This is a genomic window from Candidatus Parcubacteria bacterium (genome assembly GCA_021414235.1).
Classification (GTDB): Bacteria; Patescibacteriota; Minisyncoccia; order Phycocordibacterales; family JAKFXT01; genus JAIOOV01.
Genome location: JAIOOV010000004.1, coordinates 416,189 through 442,440, shown reverse-complemented (window position 1 = coordinate 442,440; position 26,252 = coordinate 416,189). Strand labels below are relative to the sequence as shown.

25 protein-coding genes are annotated in these 26,252 nt (G+C 56.0%); 23 read left to right on the top strand and 2 right to left on the bottom strand.

The genetic code is table 11. The features are described 5' to 3' along the window. Positions 1 to 2: 2 nt before the first annotated feature. The 7 genes from atpA to K8Q93_03360 all read left to right on the top strand — a co-directional run bounded on the left by atpA (position 3) and on the right by K8Q93_03360 (position 6,411). Positions 3 to 1,559, top strand: a complete 1,557-nt coding sequence (gene atpA, locus K8Q93_03390) for a F0F1 ATP synthase subunit alpha (GenBank protein MCE9644258.1) — start codon at positions 3 to 5, stop codon at positions 1,557 to 1,559. Positions 1,560 to 1,565: 6 nt separating this feature from the next. Beyond that, positions 1,566 to 2,489 (top strand): ATP synthase F1 subunit gamma, encoded by a 924-nt coding sequence (atpG, locus tag K8Q93_03385; GenBank protein MCE9644257.1) that lies wholly within the window; start codon positions 1,566 to 1,568, stop codon positions 2,487 to 2,489. A 10-nt stretch (positions 2,490 to 2,499) separates the two neighbouring features. Continuing rightward, the gene (gene atpD, locus K8Q93_03380; GenBank protein ID MCE9644256.1) at positions 2,500 to 3,891 is read left to right on the top strand and encodes a F0F1 ATP synthase subunit beta; all 1,392 of its coding nucleotides are present in this window, start codon (positions 2,500 to 2,502) and stop codon (positions 3,889 to 3,891) included. Between the two features lie 5 nt (positions 3,892 to 3,896). Then, positions 3,897 to 4,139 (top strand): hypothetical protein, encoded by a 243-nt coding sequence (locus K8Q93_03375; GenBank protein MCE9644255.1) that lies wholly within the window; start codon positions 3,897 to 3,899, stop codon positions 4,137 to 4,139. Between the two features lie 88 nt (positions 4,140 to 4,227). Then, positions 4,228 to 4,713, top strand: coding sequence for a hypothetical protein (locus tag K8Q93_03370; protein ID MCE9644254.1), 486 nt, complete (start codon positions 4,228 to 4,230; stop codon positions 4,711 to 4,713). 108 nt (positions 4,714 to 4,821) lie between these two features. Continuing rightward, on the top strand, positions 4,822 to 5,262 hold the full coding sequence (locus K8Q93_03365; GenBank protein ID MCE9644253.1) for a hypothetical protein: 441 nt from the start codon (positions 4,822 to 4,824) through the stop codon (positions 5,260 to 5,262). Between the two features lie 75 nt (positions 5,263 to 5,337). Further along, positions 5,338 to 6,411 carry a hypothetical protein gene (locus K8Q93_03360; GenBank protein ID MCE9644252.1) on the top strand — a complete coding sequence of 358 codons (1,074 nt, stop codon included), beginning with the start codon at positions 5,338 to 5,340 and terminating at the stop codon, positions 6,409 to 6,411. Positions 6,412 to 6,445: 34 nt separating this feature from the next. Here K8Q93_03360 and K8Q93_03355 read toward each other — a convergent pair whose 3' ends face one another. Together K8Q93_03355 and K8Q93_03350 are read right to left on the bottom strand one after the other, a co-directional pair. Continuing rightward, positions 6,446 to 9,529, bottom strand: a complete 3,084-nt coding sequence (locus K8Q93_03355) for an efflux RND transporter permease subunit (protein ID MCE9644251.1) — start codon at positions 9,527 to 9,529, stop codon at positions 6,446 to 6,448. Positions 9,530 to 9,532: 3 nt separating this feature from the next. After that, complete coding sequence (locus K8Q93_03350; GenBank protein ID MCE9644250.1) at positions 9,533 to 11,152, bottom strand: efflux RND transporter periplasmic adaptor subunit; 1,620 nt, start codon at positions 11,150 to 11,152, stop codon at positions 9,533 to 9,535. Between the two features lie 103 nt (positions 11,153 to 11,255). Between K8Q93_03350 and K8Q93_03345 the strand changes: the two genes are divergently transcribed. The 16 genes from K8Q93_03345 (at position 11,256) to K8Q93_03270 (ending at position 26,246) form a co-directional block, all read left to right on the top strand. After that, positions 11,256 to 11,480: a hypothetical protein gene (locus K8Q93_03345; protein ID MCE9644249.1), complete on the top strand. Its 225-nt coding sequence runs from the start codon at positions 11,256 to 11,258 to the stop codon at positions 11,478 to 11,480. 6 nt (positions 11,481 to 11,486) lie between these two features. Then, positions 11,487 to 12,068 (top strand): NAD(P)H-dependent oxidoreductase, encoded by a 582-nt coding sequence (locus tag K8Q93_03340; protein MCE9644248.1) that lies wholly within the window; start codon positions 11,487 to 11,489, stop codon positions 12,066 to 12,068. A gap of 400 nt (positions 12,069 to 12,468) precedes the next feature. Continuing rightward, positions 12,469 to 13,563 carry a redox-regulated ATPase YchF gene (gene ychF / locus K8Q93_03335; protein ID MCE9644247.1) on the top strand — a complete coding sequence of 365 codons (1,095 nt, stop codon included), beginning with the start codon at positions 12,469 to 12,471 and terminating at the stop codon, positions 13,561 to 13,563. 65 nt (positions 13,564 to 13,628) lie between these two features. After that, on the top strand, positions 13,629 to 14,552 hold the full coding sequence (locus tag K8Q93_03330) for a DUF5671 domain-containing protein (GenBank protein MCE9644246.1): 924 nt from the start codon (positions 13,629 to 13,631) through the stop codon (positions 14,550 to 14,552). Between the two features lie 72 nt (positions 14,553 to 14,624). Beyond that, positions 14,625 to 17,468: a class I tRNA ligase family protein gene (locus tag K8Q93_03325; protein MCE9644245.1), complete on the top strand. Its 2,844-nt coding sequence runs from the start codon at positions 14,625 to 14,627 to the stop codon at positions 17,466 to 17,468. Positions 17,469 to 17,529: 61 nt separating this feature from the next. After that, positions 17,530 to 18,561: a hypothetical protein gene (locus K8Q93_03320; protein ID MCE9644244.1), complete on the top strand. Its 1,032-nt coding sequence runs from the start codon at positions 17,530 to 17,532 to the stop codon at positions 18,559 to 18,561. A gap of 94 nt (positions 18,562 to 18,655) precedes the next feature. Next, positions 18,656 to 19,933: a hypothetical protein gene (locus K8Q93_03315; protein ID MCE9644243.1), complete on the top strand. Its 1,278-nt coding sequence runs from the start codon at positions 18,656 to 18,658 to the stop codon at positions 19,931 to 19,933. Positions 19,934 to 19,942: 9 nt separating this feature from the next. After that, the gene (gene mltG, locus K8Q93_03310) at positions 19,943 to 20,914 is read left to right on the top strand and encodes an endolytic transglycosylase MltG (GenBank protein ID MCE9644242.1); all 972 of its coding nucleotides are present in this window, start codon (positions 19,943 to 19,945) and stop codon (positions 20,912 to 20,914) included. Between the two features lie 32 nt (positions 20,915 to 20,946). Then, on the top strand, positions 20,947 to 22,029 hold the full coding sequence (mnmA, locus tag K8Q93_03305; protein MCE9644241.1) for a tRNA 2-thiouridine(34) synthase MnmA: 1,083 nt from the start codon (positions 20,947 to 20,949) through the stop codon (positions 22,027 to 22,029). A gap of 32 nt (positions 22,030 to 22,061) precedes the next feature. Continuing rightward, positions 22,062 to 22,514, top strand: coding sequence for a hypothetical protein (locus tag K8Q93_03300; GenBank protein MCE9644240.1), 453 nt, complete (start codon positions 22,062 to 22,064; stop codon positions 22,512 to 22,514). A gap of 2 nt (positions 22,515 to 22,516) precedes the next feature. After that, positions 22,517 to 23,356 (top strand): restriction endonuclease, encoded by an 840-nt coding sequence (locus tag K8Q93_03295; GenBank protein MCE9644239.1) that lies wholly within the window; start codon positions 22,517 to 22,519, stop codon positions 23,354 to 23,356. A 30-nt stretch (positions 23,357 to 23,386) separates the two neighbouring features. Further along, on the top strand, positions 23,387 to 23,836 hold the full coding sequence (locus tag K8Q93_03290) for an MgtC/SapB family protein (protein MCE9644238.1): 450 nt from the start codon (positions 23,387 to 23,389) through the stop codon (positions 23,834 to 23,836). Positions 23,837 to 24,030: 194 nt separating this feature from the next. Further along, the gene (locus K8Q93_03285; protein ID MCE9644237.1) at positions 24,031 to 24,789 is read left to right on the top strand and encodes a PD-(D/E)XK nuclease family protein; all 759 of its coding nucleotides are present in this window, start codon (positions 24,031 to 24,033) and stop codon (positions 24,787 to 24,789) included. 1 nt (position 24,790) lies between these two features. Further along, a complete protein-coding gene (locus K8Q93_03280) occupies positions 24,791 to 25,072 on the top strand; it encodes an MGMT family protein (protein ID MCE9644236.1) in 282 nt (93 codons plus the stop codon). Next, positions 25,069 to 25,671, top strand: a complete 603-nt coding sequence (locus K8Q93_03275; protein MCE9644235.1) for a uracil-DNA glycosylase — start codon at positions 25,069 to 25,071, stop codon at positions 25,669 to 25,671. Before K8Q93_03280 ends, K8Q93_03275 begins: the two co-directional genes overlap by 4 nt. A 2-nt stretch (positions 25,672 to 25,673) precedes the next feature. Then, on the top strand, positions 25,674 to 26,246 hold the full coding sequence (locus K8Q93_03270) for an HD domain-containing protein (GenBank protein ID MCE9644234.1): 573 nt from the start codon (positions 25,674 to 25,676) through the stop codon (positions 26,244 to 26,246). Positions 26,247 to 26,252 lie beyond the last annotated feature (6 nt).

Here is a 26,252-nt window from a genome sequence, read left to right as displayed (position 1 = left end):
CCATGCATAACCTCGTCGTAGAGAAGATCCGCAAGGAGATCGAAGGATTCGTCCCCACCACTAATGTGGAGGAGATCGGCTCCGTGATGTCCGTGGGGGACGGCGTCGCCACTATCGACGGCCTCACCAAGGCGGTGATGTCGGAGATGCTTCAGTTCGACGAGGCTGAAGGGAAGGCGCTCAAGGATTCTTTTGATACTGCCAAGGACCCGCTCTATGGCCTGGTGCTGAACCTCGAAGAACAAGGCGTGAAGGCGGTAGTGCTCGGGGACTCCGCGCGCGTGCATGAGGGTATGACGGTGAAGCGCCTCGGCAAAGTCCTCTCCATACCGGTGGGCGAAGGGATGCTCGGCCGCGTGGTAAGCGCACTCGGTGCTCCGATCGACGGCAAGGGCGATATCAAAGCGTCTGCAGAGTACCCCATCGAGCGGGAAGCCTACGGCGTGATCGACCGCTCTGCGGTGAACGTGCCGCTTCATACCGGTATCAAGGCGATTGATAGCATGATTCCTATCGGTCGCGGCCAGCGTGAGCTCATCATCGGAGACCGCTTCACTGGTAAGACCACCATCGCCATCGATACCATCCTCAACCAGCTCAATGAGCCGGAGGACAAGCGCCCTATCTGCGTATACGTCGCTATTGGTCAGAAGGAATCCAAGGTGGCACACCTCGCTCACGAGCTCGCTTCTAAAGGAGCCATGGCCTACACGGTGATCGTCTCTGCCTCTGCGAGCGCCCCGGCTACGCTCCAGTATCTCGCTCCGTTTGCAGGTGCTGCGATCGGTGAGTACTTCATGGAGCAGGGCAGGGATGCGGTGGTCATCTATGACGATCTCTCCAAGCACGCCGTGGCCTATCGTCAGCTCTCCCTCCTTCTCCGTCGCCCGCCAGGTCGCGAAGCGTACCCGGGCGACGTCTTCTATCTCCACTCTCGTCTTCTCGAGCGCGCAGCTAAACTTTCTAAGGAGAAGGGTGGAGGCTCTCTCACTGCGCTTCCCATCATCGAGACGCAGGCAGGTGACATTTCTGCCTACATCCCGACCAACGTGATTTCCATCACTGACGGACAGATCTTCCTTGATACCGATCTCTTCAACAAAGGCAGCAAGCCTGCCATCAACGTAGGCCTCTCTGTCTCTCGCGTGGGTTCTGCTGCGCAGACCAAGGCCATGAAGAAGGTTGCCGGACGCATCCGCCTGGAGCTCGCGCAGTTCCGCGAGCTCGAAGCCTTCATGCAATTTAGCTCTGATCTCGATCCGGAGACCAAGCAGCGCCTCGATAAGGGTCAGCGCCTCTCTCGTCTTCTCATCCAGGACAAAGGCAAACCCTTGGGCTTCGAGCTCCAGGTCGCCTCTATCTATGCCGGAGTGCATGGGCTCTTTGACCGTATCGCTATTTCCGAGATCGGTAAGGCCGAAGAGCGGCTCCGTGAGTATCTCGAAGGGCAACATGCGGAACTTCTCACGACGATCCGTGAGAGCCGCAATCTCGACGAAGAGTCTGAGAAGAAGCTCCGTGCCGCTATCGAAGGTTTCGTCTCCGCCTATCGCTCTTAATCCCGTATGGCGTCCCTGAAAGCTATCAAAGGCAAGATCCGCGCCGTCGACAAGACGCGGCAGGTGACCCGTGCCATGGAAGCCGTCTCTGCGGTGAAGATGCGCAAGAGTCAGGAGCGCGCGCTCAGGGCGCGTGCGTACTCGGTCTCCGCGCTCCGTATCTTGAAGCGCTTAAGCGGCACGATGGAGAGTCGCGAGCATCCGCTCGTGAAGAAGAAGGCGCAGGGCAAATTCCTGTTCATCGTAGTGACGAGTGACAGAGGGCTCGCGGGCGCCTTAAACAGCTCGCTCTTGAAGGCTGCCGCAGCGTATCTTGCAGAGAAAGGGATCACCAAAGAGGAGACGGAGATCATCGCTATCGGTCGCAAGGGCTTCGAGTACTTCGAGCGTCGCGGCTATTCAATACTCGAGCACTTCGACAAGACGGGCGATATGCCAGAGCTCTCTGTGCTCGAGGAGGTAGGACGCCGCGCTATCGAGAGCTACCTCTCCCGCGGCTTCAATCGCGTGGCGGTGGCCTACACTAACTTCCGCTCCACCTTCAGCCAGGAGCCGGTGGTGCGCGATCTTCTGCCGCTCGACTCCCTAGCACTCGGCACGATCGTGGAGGGCATCCTCCCGGATAAGGGGAAGTATTCGGATATGTTCGGCAGAATTGATACGGCAGGGGAAGAGTATAATTTTGAGCCATCTCCTGAGAAGGTCTTGGCAGAACTGCTCCCTTCCCTCATCGCGCTCTTCCTCTATCACGCGCTCCTCGAGGCCCGCGCTTCCGAATTCTCTGCGCGCATGGTAGCTATGAGGAACGCACAGGATAAGGCGCGGGAGGTCTCGCGGGCCTTGAACCTCCACTATAACCAGGCGCGCCAGTCGGGTATCACTAGGGAGGTTTCGGAGATTATCGGCGGCATGGAGACCTTGGCGGCATAACTTTACTTATATGAAAAACGCACATACTGAAAAGACTTCTGGCGGCATCGTGGAGCAGGTCATCGGCCCGGTGGTGGACGTGTATTTCCCGAATGATCTCCCGGCCATCCGCACCGCGCTCACGCTCGACATGCCGGATGGAAAGAAGCTCGTGCTCGAAGTGGCTCAGCAGCTCGGCCTCAACCGCGTGCGTACCATCTCTCTTGCCGACACTGCAGGTCTTGCTCGCGGTGTGGCTGTCACGGACACCGGAGCGCCTATCTCAGTGCCGGTAGGCGAGAGAGTTCTCGGCCGCCTTTTCAATGTACTCGGCGAAACAGTAGACGGTGTCGCTCCTATGGAGAAGGGTGAAGTCTCTCCCATCCATCGTCAGGCTCCCGCCTTCACTGAGCAGAAGACCAAGGTAGAGATTTTTGAAACGGGTATCAAGGCCATCGACCTCATTACTCCCTTCATCAAGGGCGGCAAGGTGGGACTCTTCGGCGGCGCAGGTGTGGGCAAGACCGTCATCATCCAGGAGCTCATCCACAATGTGGCGAGCAATCACGGCGGCTACTCTGTGTTCGCAGGCGTTGGTGAGCGCGTGCGTGAGGGTAACGATCTGTATCATGAAATGAAGGATTCTGGCGTCTTGGACAAGACCGCGCTCGTGTTTGGCCAGATGAACGAAGTGCCGGGCGCCCGTGCGCGCGTCGGCCTCACCGGACTTACTATGGCGGAATACTTCCGCGACGAGATGGGCAAGGACGTGCTCTTCTTCATGGACAACGTCTTCCGCTTCATCCAGGCAGGTTCTGAGGTATCCACACTCCTTGGCCGCGTGCCTTCTGCGGTGGGCTACCAGCCGACGCTCGCAGAAGAGATGGGTTCTCTCCAGGAGCGCATCGCCTCCACCAACAAGGGCTCCATCACCTCCGTGCAGGCGGTGTACGTGCCGGCGGACGACCTCACCGACCCGGCTCCTGCTAATACTTTTGCCCACCTCGACTCCACGGTGGTGCTCTCTCGCCAGCTCGCTTCTCTCGGTATCTATCCGGCTATCGACCCGCTCGAATCATCTTCGACTGCGCTCGATCCTGCTATCGTGGGTGCCGATCACTATCGTGTAGCGCTCGAGACTAAGAGAGTGCTGCAGCGCTACAAGGATCTGCAGGACATCATTGCCATTCTCGGTATCGAAGAACTCTCCGAGGAGGACAAGACTACGGTCAACCGCGCTCGTAAGCTCCAGCGCTTCCTCTCTCAGCCCTTCTTCGTGGGTGAAGTCTTCACCGGTATTCCTGGTCAGTACGTCTCGCTCGCTGAGACCATCCAGGGCTTCGATGAGATCCTCTCGGGTAAGCATGATGACAAGAACGAGCAGGACTTCTACATGAAGGGTGGCGCGAGCTCTCTCAAGTAATCCCGATGATCGCATTCTCGCTTACTGTGGCCAAGCTCGACGAAGTGCTCTTCCGCGGAGAAGCGGAGGAGGTCATTTTGCCGAGCGAAGCAGGGGAGATGGCCGTACTCGCACATCACATGCCGCTCGTAGCCCTTCTCAAAGAAGGAGTCGTACGCGTGAAGCATCAGGGTAGGGAAGAGAGTTTCTCTATCAAAGGAGGTACGGTGGAGATCAATACGAAAGAGACGACTGTTTTGGTGAGATAGCCGGTACTTGCTTTTTATAGTATTTGGTGGTGTAATAAAAAGGAATTGAACTTCGGAGGTAGACGTGCCCTATATACGGACTTCTCGTGTGAAGTTTGGAACCATCATTTCTGTCCCGGGATTGGAACATTCCTTCACTCTGTTTCAGAACTATGATGACCGGCGCGATAAGAGTCGGTTCGATACGAAGAATGTGGAGTTCCTCAGGGGCGTCCAAGGAAACGAGGTACCTCAGCTAGTACACTCGACTCACTCGTCCCGGTGCTATCTGGGCTTTCCTGCCCTAAGAGGTATCCTGCAGTCGCAAGAAGGAAAGAAACGAGTTTGTCTTCCTGAAGAATGGAAGGCTTACTATCGGATCGTCTTCTGCGGGAGCACCTTCTACTATCGTCTGCCGGGGCGGGAATACGACGATTACGCTTATCTCGCCTTGCGGCAGCGTCCGCAAGGATGGGAACTCGATTTCCTCGACCTCGAGAGCAGGAAATGGCTCGGGCTCTATCCGGTCCATCCAGGTGATCTGGAGGGGAAGGAGACGGTGTTGGCCTATATCGAGATGAACAGAAGGAGTTAGGAATCTATGCAGATCACCCCGTCAGCGCGGACATGCGCTGGCGGGGATTTCTCTTTTGAGTTGTTAGCTCGTTGCCCCTGACCCTCTCGCATGAGAGAATGCGTGCGTATGGCATTCCAGCGGAATCAGGATGGCAAGAGGGATATCGGAGAGATCCTCAGTTCTCACTCTGACATCCCTCACTATTACGGGGATTATGTCCGCCGTTTCTTCATGGTGGCAGCCGTCATCACTCTCCTCGCTCTGCCGTTCTTTCCGGGAATGCTTCCGTGGGGCGGAGTCCTCGGGTCACTCGTGCTCGCGGCTTCTCTTGTGCTTTGTGCGGGACTTACTTCTCCCATGCGTCGCCTAGTCATCTATTTTAATCTCGCTTTGTCTTTTTTCGGGATGCTCGTTTTTGAATATGCTGCTGTGACGATGTACGCAGGGGACCCCCTCATCCTTTCCGTATTCCGACAGATCATGGCAATTATCTTTGCTTCCTCACTGTACTATTCGGGAAAGAGTTTACGCGGAGTCAAAGCTTTGGCGGCTGGTTCTCTTATCTGATTCTTTGTAGCAAAGACGCTTGGTGGGCGAAAGCGTTTGAGCGAGATTTCTCTGTTATAATAATCTGGCGATTTTATGCTGTTTGATCGACTTACATTCAATTCCCAAGCCGCTGGCCAAAACCTCGGGCCGAATTTGTTTGTGTGGGGAGCTAATGGAGGTGGGCGATTGGGCCTCGGGGATACCATAAGTCGATCATCTCCTGTGCAACTTGCGGGCACTTGGCTTCAGGCAGTGCACGCTTCTCAATATTCCTTCTTTTTGAAGCCGGGGGGCTCGCTATGGGCTTGTGGCAATAATAATGCTGGCCAGCTTGGTTTAAGCGATACAATAAGTCGATCCTCTCCCACGCAGATTGCCGGGACTTGGGTGGATCTTGTACACGGGACTGCAACGGCTAGTATGGCCGCTATAAGGGCGGATGGCTCTCTCTGGACTTGGGGTTACAATACAAGTGGAAAGCTTGGTCTTGGTGATACCCTTAGACGCTCCTCACCAACCCAAGTTCCCGGTACCTGGCTACAGGCTGCCACTGGGGATAGCACATTTATGGGTATTAAATCTAATGGTTCTCTTTGGACTTGTGGATTGGGAAGCCACGGGCAGAATGGAATAGCAACCACAGACTCTCATAGTTCCCCTGTGCAGGTTGTCGGTACATGGTCTTTTGCAAGTTCTGGAAGAGAGAACATTACTCTGTTAAGGCCTGACGGCACTTTGTGGACATCTGGGTATAACGGGCAGGGTAATCTTGGTCTCGGTAATACGGTCTGGCGCTCCTCTCCTGCGCAGGTTGCAGGCACCTGGAACAGTTTCTCGAGAAAAAATTTTATTACCACAGCTCTTCGACACGACGGCACTTTATGGGGTTGGGGGTCGGGAGCTTCAGGAGGCCTCGGACTTGGCGATACAACCCTTCGCTCTTCTCCGGTACAATTGGGTGCTGGTGTTTGGGCGCGGACTTTTGCGGGTAATTATTTCGGAGCCGCACGCACAGCCGCGAGCGAGCTTTTTGTGTGGGGGCTGAATAACTACGGCCAGCTTGGATTGGGGGACTCCGGCGTAAACCGCTCCTCCCCCGTTCAACTCGTGGGTACATGGTCTCTTGTTTCTACTGGTATAGGTTCAATGAGCGGGTTTAAAATGTGATGCAGTTTTCTAAGCGGGGCACACGCTCTACCTTTTAAATAGTTTTTTGTGTTTTGCTGAGGTGGCGATAGAACATCAACGGAATGAAGATGAGGGTGAGGATGGTAGCGAAGGTCAGACCGAACATAATGGCAAACGCCAGCGGGCCCCAGAGAGAAGAGGCGAAAGTGAGCGGCACCATGCCGATGACTGTGGTGATGGTGGTGAGGAATATAGGGCGGAGGCGCACGGAGGCGGATTCCACGACTACGTCCATGGGATTTGCATTCGCATCGCGCTTCAAGAGGTGAATCATGGAGTCGAGCAGGATGATGCCGTGGTTGATGATGACGCCGGCAAGTGCGATCACTCCGAGCATGGAGGGGAAGGAGAGGGTCTGGCCGGTGAGGGCGAGTCCTCCGAGCACGCCTACGAGTGAGAGCGGCACGATGGAGAGGAGGTAGAGGGTGTAGCGGAAGGAATTGAATTCGAGCACCAGGATGGAGAGCATGAGCACGAGACCTGCGATGAGGGCGAGGAACATGTCGCGGAAGGAATTGTCCACCTCTTCGTTCTCGCCGCCGAAGGAGTAGGTGACGCTCGTGGGAAGCTCGAGCTCGCTGAGGCGGGCTTCGAAGGCTGCCTTTACGTCACGGGCGTTGCCGCCCGGCGCGAGGAAGGCGGAGACTGAGCCGATACGCTTGCGATCTTCGTGCTGGATCACAGCATTCGCACGCTCCGGGGTGATGGTGAGCACGGAGCCGAGGAGAACGGTGCCGGAGGGGGTAGCGATGGGAATCTGCCGGATGCTGTCCACTGTCGTCTCCGTAGTCTCTTCTGCGGTGCGGTAGCGGGGATTGAGGTCGAGCTTCACGACTACGTCGATGTCCTTGTCCTGGCGCTTGAGCACGGTCGCGGTGGTGCCGTTGATGGCTGCGCGGAGCGTGCTCCCGACTGCAGCCGGGGTGAGGCCTACCTGCGCCGCCTTGGCCTTGTCTATGGTCAGGGTGAACTGCGTGCCGTCATCCTTCATGCTGGTCTGAATGTCGCTCGTGCCAGGGACTTCCGTGAGGAGGCGCTCTGCACGATCCACGACGGATTCGAGTTCGCCCAAATCGTCTCCCGTGAATTTTATGAGAATAGGTGCGCCGGTGGGCGGGCCGTTAGAAGGCTCTACGATACGGATGTCGAGTGACTGTACCGCAGAGAGTTCCTTCTTAAGGTCGCTGAGGAGCTCGGTGCTGGTGTAATCGCGCTCCTTGTGGAGATTGACGGTGATGTTGGCGAGCTTAGGGTTCTGGCTTGAAGATTCGCTGAAGCGGGAGCTCTCGCCGATGGTAGTAACGAAGCTCTCGATGCGCGGATCCTCGTAGAGGTATTCCTCCACGGCACGTACGGCAAGATCAGTCTCGCGCAGTGTCGTGCCCTGTGGCTTTTCCAGGTCGATATATATGAAATCGGAATCGCCTCCGGGGAAGAAGGTCACCTTGAGAAGCCCGCTTACCGGGAGGAGGAGGGCGATGACAAAGCTACCCATGAGGGTCCAGAGGAAGATCTTCTGCTGACGGCGGTTCTCTAGGAAAGCGCGGAGCTTGCGACGGTACCATTCTTTGGCGTGCTCCGTATATATCTCCTGCTTCATCTCGAAACTATTCTTACTCTGCTTGGTGAAGAGGACGGCGATGAGTGGCACCATGCCGAGCGCTACGATGATCGAGGCAATGAGTACGAAGATGATGGTGAAGGGGATGCTGGCGATGAACTTGCCGGTGATGCCGGAGATGAAGAAGAGGGGCGCGAATACGGCTACCGTAGTCATGGTGCCGGCAATGAGCGGCCAGGCATATTCCTCGATTGCGGCATGAGCTGCAGCCATGGGCGTGCCGAAGCGTGCGATGCGCGCCTGGATGGCTTCGGTGACCACGATGCCGGAGTCCACCAGGATGCCCACGGCGAGGATGAGAGAGAAGAGGCTGACGAAGTTAATGGTGTTGCCGGAAGTGTGGAGGCCGATGAAGGCGATGAGGAGGGAGAGGGGGATGGAGAGGCCGGCAACGAGTGCTTCGCGCCAGCCGATGGTCAGGAAGAGGAGGATCATCACGAGGGCCACGGTCTCGAAGCCCACCTGGGTGAGTTCCAAAAGGTCCTTCATCACCAACTCTCCGCGGTCGAAGGAGATGACTACGTTTGAGCCGAGCAGAAGACCGCTCTTGAGAGCCTCGAGCCTGTCTTTGACGGACTGGGCTACTTCAGTGACGTTGTCGCCAGACTTTTTGAATACGTAAAGAGAGAGAGCCTGTTCGGAGGGGGCGCCCTCGACGGAGGTGCGAGAGAGGGAAGTGGCCCGCTTCAAGCCATCCGATACCGCGGCGATGTCGCGGATATACACGATGCCGTTCTGTGTCGGGACAGCGATGTTGCCGATCTCAGAAGGTGCTTCGATCTCCCCGCGGAACTTGATGGCGTACTCGATACCGTCCTGAGTGATGGAGCCGATGGGGAGAGAGCTATTGCTGGCCTGGAGGGCTCCGATTACGTCGGTGAGGCGCAATCCGTAACGGGAGAGTGCTTCGCTCCGTACTATGACCTGCACTTCGCGTGCCTGCACGCCCGAGATCTCTACCTTAGAGACGCCCTTCACTGCGCGGAGTTCCGCCTTGAGATCCTCGGAGAGCGCAGTGAAGGCGGCGGGTGGGACGTCGCTTGAGACTGAGATGATGAGTACCGGCTCATCTGCGAAGTTGATGCGTAGCACCTGCGGATCGGTAGCTTCGCTGGGGAGTTCGTTCTTTACCTTGTCTACCGCATCCTTGAGGTCCTGGATGGACTTATCAAGGTTGGCGCTTGCCAGGAACTGCACCGAGACGACGGAGAGCCCTTCGCGGGAGGTAGAGGTGAGCGTATCGATGTTCTCGAGGTTCGCGAGTTCCTCTTCCATCTTGTCGGTGATGAGCTTCTCCACATCTGAGCTCGAAGCCCCCGGGAGCACGGTGGTCACAATACCAATGGGAATCTCCACCTCAGGAGAGGACTCCTTAGGGATGGCGAAGAGTGAGAAAGTGCCGGCGATGATCAGCGCTCCGATGAGGAGGATGCTGAACTGGCGCTTCTCCAGGAAGAATTTCCAGAGGGATAGCATGGATTATTCAGCTTTAACGGTCACGCTCATCCCTTCCTTGAGGCCGCGGGCGTCGGTCACGATATGCATGTCGGAGGTGAGTCCTTCCGAGATGGCTACGCGGTCGCCGAGGAGGAGTCCTTCTTTGACCTGGTGCGCGACGAGCTTTCCTTCCGCGCCTATAGTGAACACGAAGGAACCCGCTGGGGTTATCTTGAGGGCGGAGATAGGTACGGTGAGAGGGGCGTTCTGGGAGACATTTCTTGTCTTAGGCGCGCGGATGAGGGAGAGGCTCACGGTCTGGCCGTTGATGAGGCTCGAAGAGCCGGTGATGCCGATGCGCACCTCGATCTTGCGGGTCTTGGGATCAAGAGCGGGAGCGATGCGGGTGACCACGCCCGCGACTGATTCCCCTATGGTCGCCTTGCTTCCGACGGCTACGTAGGCGGCATCCTCTTCAGTGATATAGCTCACCACCTCGAGTGCGTTGTTGTTGGAGATGACTGCCACCGGCTGGGAGAGCGAGACGAAATCACCGCGCTTCAGCGAGAAGCTGTTCAGGGTGCCGCTGATCGGCGCGCGGATGAAGGATTTCTCAAGGGAGACCTGTGCGAGACGAAGCGTGGCCTCGGCCTGCTTGATGACTGCCTCTGAGCTCGAGACGGAAGAGCCTGAGGAGCCGGTCTGCTGGGAGGATACTTCGAGCTGGGAGGCCTTGATGCTGAGATTGTCGCGCACAGAGGAGAGGGAAGAGATAGCGGCGTTCAGAGTAGAACGCGTAGCTGCGGCGGAAGTCCTGAAGCTATCTATCGTAGCCTGACTTACGGACTGGGAAGCGATGCCTTGGTTGAGGGCCAGGATGACATCGTCATTGAAATCTTTGATATAGCGGAGGTCCGCTTCTGCGAGGCTGATCTCTTTAGCAAGATCGCTGGTAACGGAGAGAGAAGCCTTGCGGGCGGTTTCGCGCGCCAGAATATCGGTGATATTGAGGCGCTTGAAGTTGATGTCGATGGGGAGCTGGCTGTCGCTCACGGTGATATTGAACTGGGGATTCTGGGTGCGGGCGTTGCTGAACATGAGGTCGAGCTTGGAGCGCACGGAGTCATCTGCAGCATCGTAGGCGCTACGAAGGGAGTTCACTGCAGCGACACGGGCTTCCTCGAGAGCGCGTTTGGCGCTCTCGCTGCTCGTTTCAGAGATGGAGGCGCCGCTCTCAGAGATGGCTTTACCCGCCTTGGCACTCTCGACTCCTGCCTGGGCCTGGAGCACGGTGGCGCGCTCCCTGCTGTTCTCGATCTCCGCGATGATGCTGCCTGCTGCCACGAAATCACCGAGCTTCTTGTATATGGCGCGGACTTCGCCGGAAGACTGTGCGCTGATAGAGGCTTCACTCTCGGAAGTGACGGTGCCTACGAGGGGGAGGGTGGTAGCGGTGCCGGAGAGTTCCGCGACAGAGGCGACTTTAACCTCGCGTATGCGACTCTCTGCTACCACTTCCTCTGCTTCTGGGCCTCCGCGGAGGAAATACCCTGCGCCGAGACCGAGCAGGATGGCTCCTGCGAGGGCTCCGAGGACGTGCTTGCGTGCGAAACGCTCAAACCAGATCTCCTCCCGTATCAGCATGTTGATGAAGTTCCACATAAGTGGAAGAAGGGTAACAGGAAAAACGATCTCCGTCAAGTTTAAGATACGGCCCTATCGCAGACTATTCATAGCTTTTGCGGGAGGTGGTAGACTGAATGGTATGTTCAAGAATTTCCTCATGAAGCAGCTCCTGAAGTCCAAGATGAAGGATGTGCCGGAAGAGCAGCAGGAGAAAATGTTTGCTGCCATAGAGAAGAATCCGGAGCTTTTTGCAAAGATGGGCGAGAAGATCCAAGAGAAGGTGAAAGGTGGCAAGGACCAGATGGCGGCTGCTATGGAGGTAGCTCAGGAATTCCAGAAGGAACTCGCTGAAGCGCTCAAGTAGAAACACATGAAATCAAAGAAAATCCTTGTTTTCCTCGGGCATCCGGACAATGAGACGGTCAATGGGTATTTCGCAGATAGGTATGAGGCGGGTGCGCGGGACGCGGGTCATGAGGTTCGCCGCGTGAATATCGGAGATCTCCAGTTCGATCCCATCCTCCACAAGGGCTACAAGGTCATCCAAGCGCTAGAGCCGGATCTCGTGAAGCTTCAAGAGGACTTCCGTTGGGCCGAGCATATCGCCATCTTCTATCCCAACTGGTGGAGCACGATGCCTGCGCTCCTCAAGGGGCTCTTTGATCGCATGTTCCTCCCCGGATTTGCGTTCAAGTTCCTGCCCAAGAAGATGATGTGGAAGAGGCTCCTCTCGGGGCGCACTGCGCGCGTGGTCATCACTATGAATAATTGGCCGCTCCTCACCTGGCTCATGATCGGGGATTATTCAAACGAAATCCGCCGCGGCATCCTCTGGTTCGCCGGTATCTGGCCTGTACGCGTCCTCTCCATTGGCCGCATCGAGCACATGAAGGCTTCACAGGTAGGTAAGTGGGGGGCGAGGATATATAAGTTGGGGGCGAAGGCGAAATAAATAGAGGGGCCTTGGCACTTTATTGACTTCCGTCTCGTTTTTCGAGATTCTCCTGACAGGATTCTTTCCGCGGGAGGTCTGAATGAAGTCGAGCAACGACAATTTCCGGGAAGGCTGGGAAAGGCGCAGAGCCATCTTCATAGAATTCTATCGGGCCGTCCTGATCTGTAAGGATTCGGGCGATCTGCGGTGTCGGGCCTACAACCAGACAGCGCTCGACAGGTGGGTGACGAGTTCGGAGATGTCGCCGCATGAGGTTGAGGAAGCCAAGGGAATCGCACATTCTACGTATGAGGAGGTGCGTCTTATTTCTCTTTGACCCTCTGGACCGACTCAGAAACAAGACCGTGAACGTGCAGGGTGTGCGTGTTCACGGTCTTCGTGCTAGTTTGTAGCTCTCATGGCCTTATCCATCGGCATCGTCGGACTCCCGAACGTGGGGAAGTCCACACTTTTCAACGGCCTCACTAAGAAATCAGTGGAGGCCGCCAACTACCCCTTCTGTACCATCGATCCTTCGGTGGGTGTTGTCGCTGTGCCGGACGATCGTTTGTATAAACTCGCTGATTTTTCCAAAACTAAGAAGACCATCCCCGCAGCAGTAGAGTTCGTAGATATCGCGGGTCTCGTGAAGGGTGCTTCCGAGGGCGAGGGCCTCGGCAACAAGTTCCTCTCTAATATTAGGGAGACAGATGCCATTCTCGAAGTGGTGCGCATCTTCGAGGACGACAACATCATCCATGTGGATGGGAAAATACACCCCAAGAACGATATCGAGGTGATTAACCTCGAGCTCATCCTGGCCGACCTCGAGAGCGTGCGGAAGCAGCGGGACTCTGTGGCACGTGATGCCAAGCGGGGAGACAAAGAAGCGGTCATCAAAGAAGCGCTCCTTGCTCGCTTCCAGGAAGCGCTGGAAGCCGAGAAGCTCGCTAATACCGTTAGCCTTACGGATGCAGAGAAGCCGCTCGCTAAGACGTTCAACCTCCTCACGGTGAAGCCTATCCTCTATGCGCTCAACAAGAAGGCGGGAGGGAAGAATCTGGATGAGATGGGGGATGAGCGCTATGCGGAGCTTTTGAAATATATAGAGAGCCTGGGAGCGGACTATGTGCTGATGGACGCCAAGGTACAGGAAGACCTTAAGGATTTCTCAGACGAAGAGAAGGCGCAGTTTGCCTCTGAACTCGGACACGAGGACGGTATCGACAAGTTGATCCGCAAGAGCTATCAGATTCTCAACCTTATTACCTACTTCACCACAGGGGAGGAGGAGACGCGTGCGTGGACAGTGCTTCGCGGCACAGATGCCAAACACGCGGGTGGAGCCATTCATACCGATTTTATAGACAAGTTCATCCGCGCGGAGATCATCCACTGGGATACGTTGCTCGATGCGGGTTCATATGCGGCAGCTCGTGAGAAGGGTGCGGTGCGTACGGAGGGGAAGGATTACATTGTGAAGGATGGGGATGTGGTGGAGTTTAAGATTTAATCCCTACGTAGCTCTTTGGGTGAAGCAGGAATATACTAAGGCTATTACCCAATAAGCCTTTATTCATGGACTCCAAACCTAAAGTAACCGCCTCGGACTTCTTCTTGCACCTGGGGAGCATCGTCGTGCTCTACGGGATGATCGGGGCGCTCCTCACTCTCCTCTTCCGGGTGATTGATGCGGCGTATCCGCCCATCCTCGTGGCCTACCAGTACTACACCTACCCTTCGATCAGCTTCCCGGTGGCTTCTGTCATCGTGCTCTTCCCGCTGTTCGTACTGCTCTCCGTCCTGATCCAGCGTACCTATACCGCGGATTCCGCTAAGAAGCAGCTTGATGTGCGCCGATGGCTCGTCTACCTCACGCTCTTCCTCGCGGGAGCCATCGCCGCAGGTGACCTCATCACCATCATCTACTACTTCCTCGACGGGCGTGACCTGACTACTGCCTTCCTCCTCAAGGCGCTCTCCGTATTCGTCGTCGCGGGCACCGTCTTTGGCTACTACTACCGTGAGCTTCACGACAAGATCGGTTCCACGGAGCGAAATGTCTGGCGCGTTCTGGTGGCGCTCTTCATCCTCGGCTCTGTGCTCGCCGGCTTCATGGTCATCGGTACTCCGGCGACTCAGCGCTCGTATCGCTATGACGAGCAGCGCCTGAGCGATCTCCAGCAGATCCAGGGACAGATCGTCTCCTACTGGCAGGCCAAAGAAGCCTTGCCGCTCGATCTGGCGCAGATGAATGATCCGCTCGCGTACTACAACATCCCGAACGATCCCAAGACCGGCACTCCTTACGAGTACAAAGTCACTGGCACCCGTGCGTTCGAGCTCTGCGCGAACTTTGAGCTCGCTCCCCGCGGTGTGAATCCTTCGTACGCGAAGCCGATCATGTCGGGAGCGAATGATAATTGGGAGTATACGCAGGGACGCTACTGCTTCGTCCGCACCATCGATCCCCAGCTCTATCCTCCGATGAAGCGTAACTAGACCTCTCTGTTTTAGAGAACGAAAAAAGCAGCCTTTTGCGAGGCTGCTTTTTTCTTGTATTATCCAGGGACTATGAAGGCCTACGACCACCGGAAGCTCGAGAAGAAGTGGCAGGCCGTGTGGGAGAAGTCTGGGGCTAACAAGGCTACCGAGAAGAAGGGTACAAAGAAGTCATATCTCCTCATCGAGTTCCCGTACCCCTCCGGCGAGGGCATGCATGTGGGCCATATCAGGAGTAACACCGCCATGGACGTGGTGGCTCGCAAGCGCCGCGCAGAAGGCTACGAGGTGCTCTATCCCATGGGCTGGGACGCCTTTGGGCTTCCTGCAGAGAACTATGCTCTCAAGACCGGCATCCATCCGGCAATCATCACCAAGAAGGCGATTAATAACTTCCGGCGTCAGCTGAAGTCCATCGGCTTCTCCTTCGACTGGTCCCGCGAGGTGAACACCACCGATCCCGCCTACTATCGCTGGACCCAGTGGATCTTCCTCAAGCTCCACGAGAAGGGATTGGCGTACAAGAACAAAGCATCCATCAACTGGTGTCCGAAGTGCAAGATTGGCCTTGCTAACGAAGAAGTCATCGACGGCAAGTGCGAGCGTTGCGGCACGGAGACGGAGAAGCGCGAGAAGGAGCAGTGGATGCTCGCCATCACCAAGTATGCGGAGCGTCTCGACAGGGACCTCGATACCGTGGATTTCCTCGAGAAGATTAAGCTGCAGCAAAGGAACTGGATCGGCAGGAGCGAGGGCGCGGAGATTGATTTCGGCATCAAGGGAAGCGCTGAGAAGCTGACCGTCTTCACCACCCGTCCGGATACGCTCTTCGGCGCTACCTTTGTAGTGCTCGCGCCGGAGCATCCGCTTGTCGCTCAATTCGCAGAGAAGGCCTCAAACAAGAAGGAGGTCCTGGAATACGTGGTCAAAGCCAAGAAGGCGAGTGAGATGGAGCGTACTGCGGAAGGCAAGGAGAAGACCGGGGTAGAGCTCGTGGGTGTAAAAGCGATAAATCCGGCGAATCAGGAAGAGCTGCCGGTTTTCGTGGCTGATTTCGTCCTCGCACAGTACGGCTCAGGTGCGCTCATGGCAGTGCCTGCGCATGATGAGCGCGACTTCGCTTTTGCTAAGAAGTTTGAACTGCCGGTGAAGCGTGTCGTCGAGCCACTTTTCATTAGTAGTAAGGGAGAAGACAAGATTCATCCTGAGTTGCCTCTCGTAAAACGCGAGGCGATCTGTGCAGTGGTGCGTAACCCCAAAAACGATACGTACCTCTGTGTCAGCTGGAAGGGTGTGGCTATGAACGGCTTAGTGACTGGCGGCTTAGAAGAGGGAGAAGACGTGGTAGAGGCTGCCCGTCGCGAAGTTCTTGAGGAGACGGGGTATATGAACCTACGTCTTGTGGAGGAGCCTTCCTGGGTCGTTCAGACGCAGTTCTACCACCGCATCAAGAAGCAGAATCGTTGGGCACGGTTCCATTACGTATTTTTTGAACTGAAGGATGAGGCACGGGCTTCGGTGGAAGAAAACGAGGCGGCACTACATGAAGTCGTGTGGAAGAAGGAAGAAGAACTCAAGAGCTTCTTTACGGTGTTCGAAGGTGAATTCATCTCTTCTGTGGTGAGTGATAGGGGTTTCGTTCATACGGGCCCGGGCATCCTCGGGAATTCCGGAGAATTCTCCGGCATGGAGAGCGAGGAAGCCAAGGACAAGATCGTAAAGAAGGTAGGTGGAAGAAAGAAAACCACCTTCAAGCTCCGTGATTGGGTGTTCTCCCGCCAGCGCTACTGGGGCGAGCCTATCCCCATGATCAACTGTGAGAAGTGCGGCTGGGTGAGAGTGCCTGAGAAGGACCTTCCGGTGGAGCTTCCCAAGGTGAAGAACTACCAGCCTACTGATAACGGAGAGTCGCCGCTTGCGACCATTGAGAAGTGGGTCAAAGTGAAGTGCCCGACCTGTAAGGGTCCGGCACGCCGCGAGACGGACGTGATGCCGAACTGGGCCGGTTCCTCCTGGTACTTCCTTCGCTATGCTGATCCTAAGAACAGCAAGGCGTTCGCGAGCGAGAAGATGCTCAAGCACTGGACGCCGGTGGATTGGTACAACGGCGGCATGGAGCACACCACTCTCCATCTCCTGTACTCCCGCTTCTGGCACAAATTCCTCTTTGATCAGGGGCTCGTACCGACCGCAGAGCCATATATGAAGCGTACCTCGCACGGCCTCATCTTGGCGGCGGACGGCGAGAAGATCTCCAAGTCCAAGGGGAACGGTATAAGCCCGGATGATGTGGTGGAGCGTTTCGGCGCGGACAGCCTGCGCCTCTATGAGATGTTCATGGGACCTTTCGATCAGGCGATCGCCTGGAATGACGACGGCCTGGTGGGCATGTACCGCTTCCTGGAGCGCATCTGGCGCCTCAAGGAGAAGGTCGCCAAGAAGGGAACCCTCTCTTCCGCTACGGAGACACTTCTCCACCAGAGTATCGAGAAGGTAGGAAAAGACATCGAGGCGATGCGTTTCAATACCGCGGTCTCTCAGATGATGGTGCTGCAGAACGCTCTGGAGAAGGAAGCTGCCGTACCGCTCTCTGCATACAAGACCCTCTTGCAGCTCTTAGCGCCCTTTGCGCCGCATATCACCGAGGAGCTCTGGCAGGAGATGGGAGGCAAGAAGTCCATCCACAAGGAAATCTGGCCGGTAGCTGATCCGAAGAAGCTGGTGCAGACGGAATCTACTATCGCTGTGCAGGTGAACGGCAAAGTGAGGGCGACGCTCCTCCTTTCTATGGGGGTAGAGGAGGCCGAAGCGCTCAGAGAGGCCGAGCAGCTGCCGGAGATGGAGAAGTGGCTTAAGGGGGTAGTGATCAAAAAGCGCATCTTTGTTCCCGGGAAGATCATCAATTTCGTGATTTGATGCGCAGGACTTGACGTGTGTTGTAGTAAATGCTAAAAATTAGACCACACCACCCCCTGATATGGCTACTATCACCTTCAAACCCAAAGCAGTCGTCAAGCGCCTCCTCATGGCGCTTCCGGAGCGTGCCCGCAACGTGATTGTGAGCCGCTACGGCCTCGGCACCTCTCCCGAGCGCATGACCTTGGAGTCCATCGGCAGCACCTACAAGATCACTCGGGAACGCGTGCGCCAGATCGAGAACTACGCCTTCACCACCATCCGCAAGTCCGAGCACTACAAGAAGGAGAAGGCCGCCTTCGAGGAGCTCGAGAAGGCCATCACCGTCCTTGGCGGCGTGGTACCGGAGGCTGAATTCCTCGAGCACCTCTCTAAGGACGAGAGCACCCAGAATCATTTCCATTTCCTCCTCGTGCTCGGCGACTCTTTCAAGAAGAAGAAAGAAGACCTTGATTTCCATCATCGCTGGTACGTGAGCCCGGATATCGCTGAGCAGGTGGAAGGCTCTCTCCGCAAGCTCTATCAGAACATGCCGGATGACTCTCTCATCCCGGAATCCGAGATGATTTCGAGCTTCCTCGATACGGTCAAAGATATTTCCGAACACTACAAGGACGAGGAGATCGTACGCCGCTGGCTCTCCCTTTCCAAGAAGATCGCCAAGAATCCTCTGGGCGAGTGGGGCGTAGCCGCTTCCTCCAATGTCCGTGCCAAGGGTATGCGTGATTTCGCGTATCTCGCCATCCGTCGCCACGGCTCTCCGATGCACTTCTCCGAGGTCGCCAAGGCCATCCAGAAGCTCTTCGATCGCAAGGCGCATGTGGCTACCTGCCACAATGAGCTCATCAAGGATCCCCGCTTCGTACTCGTCGGTCGCGGTCTCTACGCGCTCTCCGAGTGGGGATATTCGAGCGGCGTGGTTAAGGATGTCATCCGTGACGTGCTCAAGAAATACGGCCCGATGACCAAGGACCAGATCATCGAGAAGGTCCTCAAGGAGCGCTATGTGAAGCCGAACACCGTCTTGGTGAATCTCCAGAACTCCAACATCTTCAAGAAGGGGAAGGATGGGAAATACGCGCTCTCTGCGTAAGCCAGAGGGGAGATAGCTGAGGACGGGGAAACCCGTCTTTTTTCGTATAGCAGCATTCGCTGCTTTCTACCCTCATGTTATAATTCGGCCCATAATGGGTCTCGATTTTTTTTACGACCTCTTCTTTCAGCCGTTCTCCGACGGGACCTTTGTCCAGGGTCTCGGTTACGTGGTGCGCTTCATTCCGTTCTGGGGACCTCCGGTCTTCGGACTCTTCTTCTGGCGTATGTGGATCGCCTATAAGCGTAGGGATTTCATCCAGAGCCAGAAATACATTTTGTTGGAGATCAAGCTACCGAGGGAGGTGCTGCGTTCGCCGAGAGCCATGGAGCTCGCTCTTACGCATTTCCATAACGGCAGCGGAGAGAGCACTTGGTGGGATCGCTACGTGAACGGCAAGGTGCGTCCTTGGTTCTCACTCGAAATCGCTTCGATCGAAGGCAACATCCATTTCTATGTCTGGACACGCGCTCAGTTTAAAAACGTCGTAGAAGCATCCCTTTACAGCCAGTATCCTGGTATTGAGATAACCGAGGTGCCGGATTATACCGAAGCTTTCCCGTACTTCGACCCTACCCAGATGAGCGTGTGGATCTGTGATTTCAAGATGAAGAAGGAAGACGAGCATAAGCACCCGTTGAATTCATATCCCATCAAGACATACGTCGATTACGAGCTCGACAAGGACCCCAAGGAGGAGTTCAAGATAGATCCGCTCACGACAGTGCTTGAATATATCTCCATGATCGGGAAGGGCGAGCAGGTCTGGATGCAATTCCTCATCCAGGTGCATGCGGAAGGTCACGTCAAAGACAAATTCCCCTTCGGAGACATGGGCGGCCAGTCTGATGCGGATATGGGCACAGAAGGGAAAGAGACCATCAAGAAGCTCCTCGATTCCTTCAAGCCGGAGGGCGCGACCTTCCCTCGTATTCCCACGAAGGGTGAGGGCGAGATCATTGCAGCTATCGAGCGCAAGCTCTCCAAGCCGCTCTTCGACTTCGGCATGCGCATGGCATATATGGCCAAGCCGGAGAATTTCAACGGCGGGCGTATCTCCGGCTACGTGCAGATCATGAAGCCGTTCTATACCCGTAATATGAATTCCTTCGCCTTCAAGGAGGACAGTAACCTCAACGACTTCCCTTGGCAGGATTTCCAGCAGATTAGGGCTAATAAGCTGCGTAAGAAGAAGCTCGCTGCGTATCGTACGCGTTCCTGGTTCCACCCTCCCTATAAAAAGAAAGCGTATGTGCTCTCTACCGAGGAACTTGCGACCATCTGGCACTTCCCAGGATCCGTTGCTGCGACCCCAGGCATCACCCGCACCATGGCCAAGAAGATGGAAGCGCCGGATAACCTGCCTCGCTAGTCTTTTCATATGCCGCTTCTTCCATTCTTTCACCGTCCCCTCGTGCTGGTGACTCTTTCGGCAGCGCTTATCGCTCTAGCCGCCTATGCTTCTTTTGCCCTCCTCTCTTTGGCGCCAGAGGAATTCCCGAAGGGCGCCATCGTCACTGTGCCTGAGGGCACCAGCGTGCGCGGCGCAGCGCTTCTTTTTGAACAACAGCATGCGGTCTACTCTTCAAGCCTCCTCACTCTCTTGGTGCGTGCGGCAGGAGATGGCATCCGTGCAGGGGCATACCTTCTGGATCAGCCCCAGGGATCGTATGCACTCGCACTCCGTCTTGTCCGCGGGGATTTCGGTCTTGCTCCCGTGAAGCTGACTTTTCCTGAAGGGATCACTCTCAAAGAGATGGCTCAGATCTGTGAGCGTAACCTCATTGGCTGCTCCGCGGAGAGTTTCCTAGAGGCGGCCAAAGGCCAAGAAGGGTATCTTTTTCCTGAGACGTATTTCTTCCTCCCGGGTACTTCTGCGGCACGCGTAGTGGAAGCGATGCGGGCTGAATTCGACAAGCGCACAGCCGCTCTGCGCACTCAGGCTGCGGCTCTTGGGAAGCCGTTCGAACAGATTGTGGTCATGGCTTCGCTCCTTGAAGGGGAGGCCAGTACTACGCGTCATCGGCAGGAAGTAGCCGGGGTTCTCTGGAAGAGGCTCTCTATCGATATGCCGCTCCAGGTGGATGCGGCGTTCGCGTACATCATCGGCAAGACGAGCTTCGATCTCACGCGAGAGGATCTCGCTGTGGATTCTCCTTACAATACGTATATCAACAAAGGGCTGCCGCCTACGGCTATTAATAATCCGGGGATAGATGCGCTCCAAGCGGCGCTCACGCCCACCACGAGTCCGTATCTCTACTATCTGACTGGTACAAACGGCGTCTTTTACTACGCCCGCACCTACGCGGAGCATCTCAAGAATAAAGCTCGGTATCTCAAGACAAATTGACCATTCAGCATAGCGCACGTAAAGTCGGAAGCATGCAGCAGGAAAAGAACGGGAAGGAGAAGGTATTCGTCGGCCTCTCTGGCGGAGTGGATAGCTCGGTGGCACTCGCGCTCCTCAAGGAGCAGGGCTACGACGTCACCGGCGTCTTCATCAAGACTTGGCAGCCTTCTTACGTGTACTGCACGGCTAAGGAGGATCGATTGGATGCTATGCGAGTCTGCGCTCTCCTCAATGTCCCGTTCCGTACGCTCGATCTGGAAGAGGAGTACAAGCGTGAAGTGGCCGATTATATGATCGCGGAATACGCGAAGGGGCGTACGCCGAATCCCGATGTGATGTGTAATCGGAAGATAAAGTTCGGCGCGTTCCTGCGCTTTGCGCGCGAGCAGGGTGCGGATCTGGTGGCGACGGGTCACTACGCACAGCGGATATATAACCAGCGGACTAATGTATATGAGCTCCATCGCGGGGCAGATCCGAAGAAGGATCAGTCCTATTTCCTTTATGCGCTCGGACAGGCGGAGCTCGCGCAGATCCTTTTTCCGATAGGGTACATGGAGAAGAGCGCCGTACGCGCCGAGGCCAAGAGCTTCAAGCTGCCCACAGCAGAAAAGAAGGATAGCCAGGGTATCTGCTTCCTCGGGATGGTAGATATGAAAGACTTCCTTGCACGTCATTTAAAGACCGAGCGAGGAGCCGTGCTCGATACCAAGGGGAAGACAATCGGCTCTCACGATGGGGCAGCGCTCTATACCCTGGGCGAGAGGCACGGTTTCTCCGTGGAAGCCTCCGGGACCGGTCAGAAGCCGCTTTACGTGGTCGGCAAGGATATTCAGGCGAATACGCTCACTGTCTCTACGACGCCTGGAGCAATGAAGGGTAGTGTACGGATTCCTCTCGAAGGGGTTCAGAGCGTTAATCCCAAGGGGTTACCAGGCGCAGTAGTGGAAGCCGAGATCCGCTACCATGGGGAGCGGCATCCGTGCCGCATAGAAGTTAAGAAGGGCAAGGTGCAAGCCGTCTTTTCCACACCTCTCCTCGTCTCTCCCGGGCAGTCGGTGGTCTTTTACGCTGGTTCTGAGTGTCTGGGAGGCGGAGTAGTCGCCACTCCTTAGTTTCTAGCTTCCTCCTGGTATACTGGAAGCTAATGATCATTCGGATACTCCTCCTCTCACTCCTTGCGATGCTCATCGGCTCCGTATGGCTCGGGTATGAGCGCGGCCCTTTCAAGGATCTCCGTCTCCTCTTCCCGGCTGCAGCGCGCCAGGCGGTCGAACCGCTTTTCGAGATTCCCGTACTTCATCAGTATCGTCATGGCGCGCATATCTATGTGGGAGAGCTCGACGTTCCCTCTACCTGTCACCGCATAGATGCGGAGTCGATCGTCCGCGAATCATATCCCGAGCAGGTTTCCATAAATCTCTCCGTTCTTACCGACGGGGATTCCTGTGAACAGAGGCAGACGCTCAAGCGCTTCAAGGTGGCCTTCCAAGCGAGCCCTGAGGCCCGCGTCTCAGTGTTTCTCGATGGCAAGCGATCCACCCTTGTCATCACCGAGGCGGCTTCTACCTCGAGCCTCGAAGCGCTTCCTATAGACTGAATATGCCCAAAACCATACTTGTCACTAAGGCTAATGGGGATCAGGAGCCCTTCGATCCTTCCAAGCTCATCCAGTCGCTGGAGCGCGCGGGTGCCAAGCCAAAGGTAGTGAACGAGGTGCTGAAGGGAGTGCGCACCTCTCTCACTTCGGGTATTGGCACGCATGAGATATATAAGCGGGCGTTCGAGCTCTTGCGCACTATCGAGAAGCCGGTAGCCGCACGATACTCTCTTAAGCGCGCAGTACTCGCCCTCGGCCCCTCTGGGTTCCCGTTTGAGGATTACATCGGGGAGATCTTCCGCTCTCGTGGTTTTACTGTAGCTACGGGCCAGATGCTCTCCGGCTCCTGCGTCGAGCATGAAGTGGATCTTGTCGCGCATACGCCGAACAAATACATCATCGGGGAGATCAAGTTCCATAACCAGCTCGGCCTCAAGAGCGACCTCAAGGTAGCCCTTTATGTGAACGCGCGGGTGGAAGACATCCGCAAGTTCCGCGTTAAGCGGGGCGAGCGGCTCATCGACGAGGGTTGGCTCATCACCAATACCAAATTCACCAAGGCGGCGGTGACCTATGCCAACTGCTCGGGATTGAAGCTCGTGAGCTGGACCTATCCCCGCTACGGCAACCTGCAGGATCTCATCGAGGAGGCCCAAGCTCACCCGCTGACCTGCCTTACTTCGCTTACGGGGGCAGACAAGACGCGGCTCATGCAGGCGGGGATTGTGCTCTGTAAGACTCTGGGGGAGAGGGAGGGAGAGATGCCTGGCTTCGGCATAACCGGGGAGAAGCTCAAGCGGGTTCTCACCGAGGCTCGCTCGGTGTGCGAGAGTCATTTTTAAACGCTACAATATAGGTCTAACATAATATCCATGCCCATACTTACTCCGGTGGATGCCATCATCTTCTTCCAGCTTGCCCTCGCTATGCTTCTCGGTATGTCGCTCGGCCTGGAGCGCACCCTTGCGCACAAGGCAGCAGGACTCCGCACCTATGCGCTCGTCTCTATGGGCTCCGCGCTCCTTATCATCATCGCCAACATCGTCCTTGAAACCTTCTCGGCTTCTGCGGGCATAGATCCTCTGCGCGTAATGGCTTCCGTGGTCATGGGTATCGGTTTCCTCTGTGGCGGCGTCATCTTTATGAAAGATGAGCAGCTCTCGGGGCTAACCACAGCGACTGGTATCTGGGTTGCTACCGCCATCGGTATCGCGGTGGGCTTCCGCCTCTATGTCATCGCCGTTATGGCGACCGCGCTCACGCTCTTCGTGTTCACGGCTCTCTGGTACGTGGAGCAGATGGTCAAGAGGTCTTCGCAGTAAGACGCAGTAGACAAGTTTATAAATACGGGTTATAGTAGAAGAACTTAGGAACGTCTGTACCTGCGTTTGATGTGGTTACGCCATGGGCCACGTCCTGCACGCAGACTTATTCCTCCCGAGCGCCAACCGCGCTCGGGTTTTTTCTTTGTCTCGAAGCAAAGTGATATAGTGAGCAGATGAGCGATGAGCGAAAGATGTACAATCCCAACCGAAGTCCGGATTGGAATTACGGTGGTCCCAAGTGGCGCCTGTCCCGCTCCAAGATCGACCTTTTCATAGAATGCCCGCGTTGTTTCTATTTAGATAACAAGCTCGGCACCGGGCGTCCCCGCGGACCGTCTTTTACTCTAAACATTGCCGTCGACGCGCTCCTCAAGAAGGAATTCGACGTACATCGAGCGAATGGCTCTACGCACCCGCTCATGAAGGCGTATGGGGTGGATGCCATACCCTTTGCAGATCCGAAGATGGATGTCTGGAGGGAGAATTTCAAGGGAGTGGAATATCGCGACAAGGAGACCGGTTTCGTCATTTCCGGAGCAGTGGACGATGTCTGGCAGAACCCAGAGGGTGAACTCATTGTTGTCGATTACAAGGCTACGTCCAAGGACGGCAAGATCGAGACGCTGGCTGATTCCGCCTGGGAAGCCCAGTACCAGCGGCAGATGGGCGTATATCAGTGGCTTTTGAGTAAGAATGGATATCCAGTCTCCAAGACGGGGTATTTCGTGTACGCGAATGCGAGCAAGGACAAGGCGGCTTTCGATGCGCAGCTTGAGTTTGAGATAACGGTGATTCCGTGTGAAGGAGAGACGGAGTGGATCGACAAGGTCCTGCCCGAGATCAAGGCCTGCCTTGAGAGCGATAAATTACCCAAGGTGGGTAATGCCTGCGAGTATTGTCCATATCGAGAAGCGGCGGGGAAGAAGCTGCAGGCTCTCGTAAGGAAATAATATGAAATCAAGACTCACGGAGTTTAAGATAAAATCCTTTGCTGAGCGTGTGCGCGCGGTGGTCAAAGATATCCCCAAAGGAAAGACCATGACCTACAAGGAGGTAGCGGCGAAGGCGGGGAATCCGGGGGCCTCGCGTGCGGTGGGTACCGTCATGAGTCGCAATCAGGATCCTAAGGTGCCATGCCATCGGGTACTCCGTTCAGATGGCAAGCTGGGCGGCTACAATGGAGGTATTGAACGCAAGGTAGCGAAGCTTCGGGCGGAAGGGGTCAAGATATGAACGAGGGGAAGAAAGAGAAGATGCGGCAGATAGAGGGAGAGGTGCTGGCGCTTACTTCCTCTCCGCTTTACGCATATCGCACGGAGAACAAGTATCTGCCGGTGATCGGTGAGGGAAGCTGTGATGCAGAGATCATGTTTGTAGGGGAGGCTCCAGGGAGGAATGAAGCTAAGACCGGCCGCCCCTTCTGCGGGGCCGCGGGCAAGATCCTCGACGAGCTCTTAGCTTCCGTGCATATCCCGCGCGAGGACATCTATATCACCAATATCGTGAAGGATCGCCCGCCTCAGAACCGCGATCCGCTGCCGGAAGAGATCGCGAGCTACGGACCGTTCCTTGATCGGCAGATCGAGATCATACAGCCGAAGGTGATCGCCACTCTCGGGCGCTACTCGATGGTCTACGTCATGCAGAAGCTGGGGCTTGAGGATCGCCTCGACACTATCGGCGCGCTCCATGGGCAGGCTCTTCCTGCAAGGACTTCGTACGGAGAGATTACTATCTTTCCACTGTACCATCCGGCTTCCGCCATTTATAATCCTGCCTTGAAAGAAACCCTTCTTAAAGATTTCGCTCATATCCCTTTTCACGTAAATTAACCATGTACCTTACTCCGCGCATCGAACAAGCCATCAGGGCCGCCTGCCTTCTCCATGACGGACAGAAGCGCCGGGCGAAGCGGGATATTCCCTATGTGAGCCATCTCTTCTCGGTGGCGGCGCTTCTCTCTAATCATGCCAAGGACGAGGATGTGGTCATCGGCGGACTCCTGCATGATTCGCTCGAGGACACCGGCTATACTCGTGAGGCGCTTGAGGCCGATTTCGGTTCACGGGTGGCGATGATGGTGGTTGAGGTCACCGAAGAGAAGGAGAGGGATGGTTCCCCGATCTCTTGGAAGGACAGGAAGCGTGCGTATGTGGAGGGCCTGGAGCAGGCGAGTGCGGAGGGGCTCATGATCGCTGCGGCGGACAAGATCCACAACCTCTCTACCACCATCAGTGATTTCGATATCCATGGCGAGGCCATCTGGCAGAACTTCCGCGTACCTATCGAGGAGCAGATGTGGTTCTATCGGGAAGTTCTCGGGGTGCTGGAGCGTCGTCTGGAGAGCCCGATCGTCGCGGAATACCAGGAAATGGTAAAGCGCGGCAAGGAGGTGTTTAATTGCTAACAACAA

Bases quoted from the DNA above. Each gene is read 5' to 3' on its own strand.
- K8Q93_03360 (MCE9644252.1), top strand. From the start codon at position 5,338: ATGCTGTTTGATCGACTTACATTCAATTCCCAAGCCGCTGGCCAAAAC.
- atpG (MCE9644257.1), top strand. From the start codon at position 1,566: ATGGCGTCCCTGAAAGCTATCAAAGGCAAGATCCGCGCCGTCGACAAG.
- K8Q93_03325 (MCE9644245.1), top strand. From the start codon at position 14,625: ATGAAGGCCTACGACCACCGGAAGCTCGAGAAGAAGTGGCAGGCCGTG.
- K8Q93_03280 (MCE9644236.1), top strand. From the start codon at position 24,791: ATGAAATCAAGACTCACGGAGTTTAAGATAAAATCCTTTGCTGAGCGT.
- K8Q93_03330 (MCE9644246.1), top strand. From the start codon at position 13,629: ATGGACTCCAAACCTAAAGTAACCGCCTCGGACTTCTTCTTGCACCTG.
- atpA (MCE9644258.1), top strand. From the start codon at position 3: ATGCATAACCTCGTCGTAGAGAAGATCCGCAAGGAGATCGAAGGATTC.
- K8Q93_03375 (MCE9644255.1), top strand. From the start codon at position 3,897: ATGATCGCATTCTCGCTTACTGTGGCCAAGCTCGACGAAGTGCTCTTC.
- mltG (MCE9644242.1), top strand. From the start codon at position 19,943: ATGCCGCTTCTTCCATTCTTTCACCGTCCCCTCGTGCTGGTGACTCTT.
- K8Q93_03285 (MCE9644237.1), top strand. From the start codon at position 24,031: ATGTACAATCCCAACCGAAGTCCGGATTGGAATTACGGTGGTCCCAAG.
- K8Q93_03270 (MCE9644234.1), top strand. From the start codon at position 25,674: ATGTACCTTACTCCGCGCATCGAACAAGCCATCAGGGCCGCCTGCCTT.
- K8Q93_03320 (MCE9644244.1), top strand. From the start codon at position 17,530: ATGGCTACTATCACCTTCAAACCCAAAGCAGTCGTCAAGCGCCTCCTC.
- ychF (MCE9644247.1), top strand. From the start codon at position 12,469: ATGGCCTTATCCATCGGCATCGTCGGACTCCCGAACGTGGGGAAGTCC.
- mnmA (MCE9644241.1), top strand. From the start codon at position 20,947: ATGCAGCAGGAAAAGAACGGGAAGGAGAAGGTATTCGTCGGCCTCTCT.
- K8Q93_03365 (MCE9644253.1), top strand. From the start codon at position 4,822: ATGGCATTCCAGCGGAATCAGGATGGCAAGAGGGATATCGGAGAGATC.
- K8Q93_03290 (MCE9644238.1), top strand. From the start codon at position 23,387: ATGCCCATACTTACTCCGGTGGATGCCATCATCTTCTTCCAGCTTGCC.
- K8Q93_03295 (MCE9644239.1), top strand. From the start codon at position 22,517: ATGCCCAAAACCATACTTGTCACTAAGGCTAATGGGGATCAGGAGCCC.
- K8Q93_03275 (MCE9644235.1), top strand. From the start codon at position 25,069: ATGAACGAGGGGAAGAAAGAGAAGATGCGGCAGATAGAGGGAGAGGTG.
- atpD (MCE9644256.1), top strand. From the start codon at position 2,500: ATGAAAAACGCACATACTGAAAAGACTTCTGGCGGCATCGTGGAGCAG.
- K8Q93_03345 (MCE9644249.1), top strand. From the start codon at position 11,256: ATGTTCAAGAATTTCCTCATGAAGCAGCTCCTGAAGTCCAAGATGAAG.
- K8Q93_03300 (MCE9644240.1), top strand. From the start codon at position 22,062: ATGATCATTCGGATACTCCTCCTCTCACTCCTTGCGATGCTCATCGGC.
- K8Q93_03340 (MCE9644248.1), top strand. From the start codon at position 11,487: ATGAAATCAAAGAAAATCCTTGTTTTCCTCGGGCATCCGGACAATGAG.
- K8Q93_03355 (MCE9644251.1), bottom strand. From the start codon at position 9,529: ATGCTATCCCTCTGGAAATTCTTCCTGGAGAAGCGCCAGTTCAGCATC.
- K8Q93_03350 (MCE9644250.1), bottom strand. From the start codon at position 11,152: ATGTGGAACTTCATCAACATGCTGATACGGGAGGAGATCTGGTTTGAG.
- K8Q93_03315 (MCE9644243.1), top strand. From the start codon at position 18,656: ATGGGTCTCGATTTTTTTTACGACCTCTTCTTTCAGCCGTTCTCCGAC.